Genomic DNA, 2,678 nt, shown 5'->3' on the forward strand with positions numbered 1-2,678 from the left:
GTTCCCATACCGAACACGGAAGTTAAGCTCTCTAGCGCCGATGGTAGTTGGGGCCTTGCCCCTGTGAGAGTAGGACGTCGCCAAGCAAAAACCTAAGTCAAACTGACTTAGGTTTTTTTATATAACAATGCTTCTATATTTAAATCACTTTGATGGATAGTAAAAAATATGTAGATCAAGATATGCTTCACTTATTATTTTTTTAAAAAGCGAAGTTGTTTTTTTATTTATGTCCCTCTTTATCCTCAATCTTTTAGTAAATAATTAATAAACGTTGGAGGTATTTACTGCCTCATATGTATTCCTTTTTCCATTCAATTATTTTTTCGTTGTTTATCTATATTGGTATGTTAGAATAGTAATGTTGTGTAAGATATTTTTTATAAAAGGAGATAGTATGAAAAAAATAAGTGTAATATTAATAGGGATTTTACTACTTCTAACCGTTGCATACATGTTAGTCGGAAATTATTTCTTCAATTATGCATTAAATGCGAAACAAGAAAAAGAATTTTTACAAGGGAATCCTCATTTAGAAAAAACAGTAAATGTGTCAGGGAATGTATTAGTCACGAATGAGCAAAAAAATGCTGAGTTTATTTCAAAATATAAGCCAAATACAATCGTGATGCGTTCTTTTGATGAGTTAAAACTAACAGGATATGAATATATAAATGAGCAATCTAGTCATAAATGGGCAATTATCGTACATGGCTATAGTAGTAAAGCATCAGAAATGACGAAATATATTCGTCATTTTTATGAGAAAGGTTACAGCGTATTAGCACCGGATCTTCGCGGTCATGGAAATAGCGAAGGAGATTATATCGGCATGGGGTGGCATGATCGGAAAGATGTGCAACGCTGGATTCAGCAAATTTTAAAGAAAGATCCTCAGGCGGAGATAGCTCTATTTGGTATTTCTATGGGAGGAGCAACAGTGATGATGACTTCTGGAGAAGATTTGCCTCCTAATGTGAAAGTCATTGTTGAAGATTGTGGTTTCTCATCTGTTATGGATGAATTCACATATCAATTAAAAGATTTATTCCATTTACCTAAATTTCCTGTTATGAATGCAGCAAATACAGTTACTAAGCTAAGGGCGGGTTATGATTTAGAAGAAGCATCGGCTGTCAAGCAAGTTGCAAAAAGCAAAACACCAATCTTATTTATTCATGGAGATGCGGATACGTTCGTTCCTTATGAAATGTTAGATGAAGTATACAATGCTGCAAAAGTAGAAAAAGAAAAGTTAATTGTGCCAGGTGCGGGGCATGGAGAAGCTGAACAAGCAAATCCAGATAAATATTGGAATACCCTATGGAACTTTGTGGAGAAATACATTTCAGCATAATTCATGAAAGAGAGAATTTTGATATTATAAACGATAGGCTGACTATGAATTAAGAGAAGTTCTATAAACGATGATGAGAAGGAAATGGTTTTATCTTTCTCATTATCGTTTTTTTTTATTTCGTTTATTTCAAGTGTAGAATGAAATAGAACCTTCATTCAAAATTCAGCGAGAGCCAGGATGCTAGGTGAGCACTCATAAAGCGTCCTTTACCGAAAATAGAAGCATAAATTTTTTTGATTACGAATTGCCTATGCTACAATGGTTTAAACTTAATTTTGAAGAGGTGTTCGTATGAAAATCGAAGTTTGGTCTGATTTTGTGTGTCCGTTTTGTTATATTGGGAAGCGTCGTTTAGAAATGGCCTTAGACCAATTTCCGTATAAAAATGATGTTGAAGTTGAATTTAAAAGTTTTGAGTTAGATCCAAATGCTCCGGTATATTCTGGAATCGGTATTGATGAAATGCTTGCATCGAAATACGGGATTAGTATTGAAGAGGCTAAGCGAAATAATATTCAAATTGGCCGGCATGCCGCTAACATAGGTTTAACTTTTCATTTTGAAGAGATGAAACCGACGAATACTTTTGATGCTCACCGTTTGGCTAAGTTTGCAAAAGAACATGGAAAAGAAAAGGAGATAGTAGAAAATCTTCTTTTTGCTCATTTTACTGAATCTAAAAATTTAAGTGATGTGGAAACGCTCGCTAATATTGCTGAAGCTTCGGGGTTAGATAGAAAAGAAGCTTTACATGTTATACAGAATAAAAATGCTTATGCAAATGATGTGCGAATTGATGAGGAAATTGCTCGACAATATCAGATTACGGGAGTACCATATTTCATTGTAAATCAAAAGTATGCAATTTCGGGAGCGCAACCACTTGAAACGTTTTTGAACGCACTTCAAAAGGTGTGAGAAGAAGAAAATCCTAAGCCTAAATTACAAGAACTTTCATCAAATGGTGTGAACGATGCTCTTTGTACAGATGGTAGCTGCTTAGTGTCTTCAAAAGAGAAATAGTTTTTTGTTTTAAGTATGGCTATAGACAAAAAACATGGTTTATTAATTTTAAAACCCCACAGAAATTTCTGTAGGGTTTCTTCGTGCAGAAAGTAACGCGGATTCTAATTCTTTTCTGCCAGTAGTTCATCTACTTTCATATGATTGAATGGGGAATAGCCAGGAATAACATACAGCATATCGTTATAAAAACTTCACAAAAATTGTTGACTATTAGTGAGTAGAGGTGTAATATTATACGAGTCGCTGATAGCAATAACGCAAAACGCGACAAACGAAATAAAAAAACTTAGTT

At 34.2% G+C, this 2,678-nt stretch carries 1 protein-coding gene, 1 rRNA gene and 1 pseudogene; all 3 read left to right on the top strand.

Annotated features, from left to right (window positions below):
• A 5S ribosomal RNA gene (gene rrf / locus MR056_RS21800) occupies window positions 1-86 on the top strand; the annotation flags it as partial.
• 311 nt (window positions 87-397) lie between these two features.
• Complete coding sequence (locus tag MR056_RS21805; protein WP_011983382.1) at window positions 398-1,357, top strand: alpha/beta hydrolase; 960 nt, start codon at window positions 398-400, stop codon at window positions 1,355-1,357.
• A 294-nt stretch (window positions 1,358-1,651) separates the two neighbouring features.
• Window positions 1,652-2,383, top strand: a pseudogene (locus MR056_RS21810) (DsbA family oxidoreductase).
• Window positions 2,384-2,678: the final 295 nt, after the last annotated feature.

It is taken from the genome of Bacillus cereus group sp. BfR-BA-01360, from assembly GCF_022663595.1.
GTDB lineage: Bacteria > Bacillota > Bacilli > Bacillales > Bacillaceae_G > Bacillus_A > Bacillus_A cytotoxicus.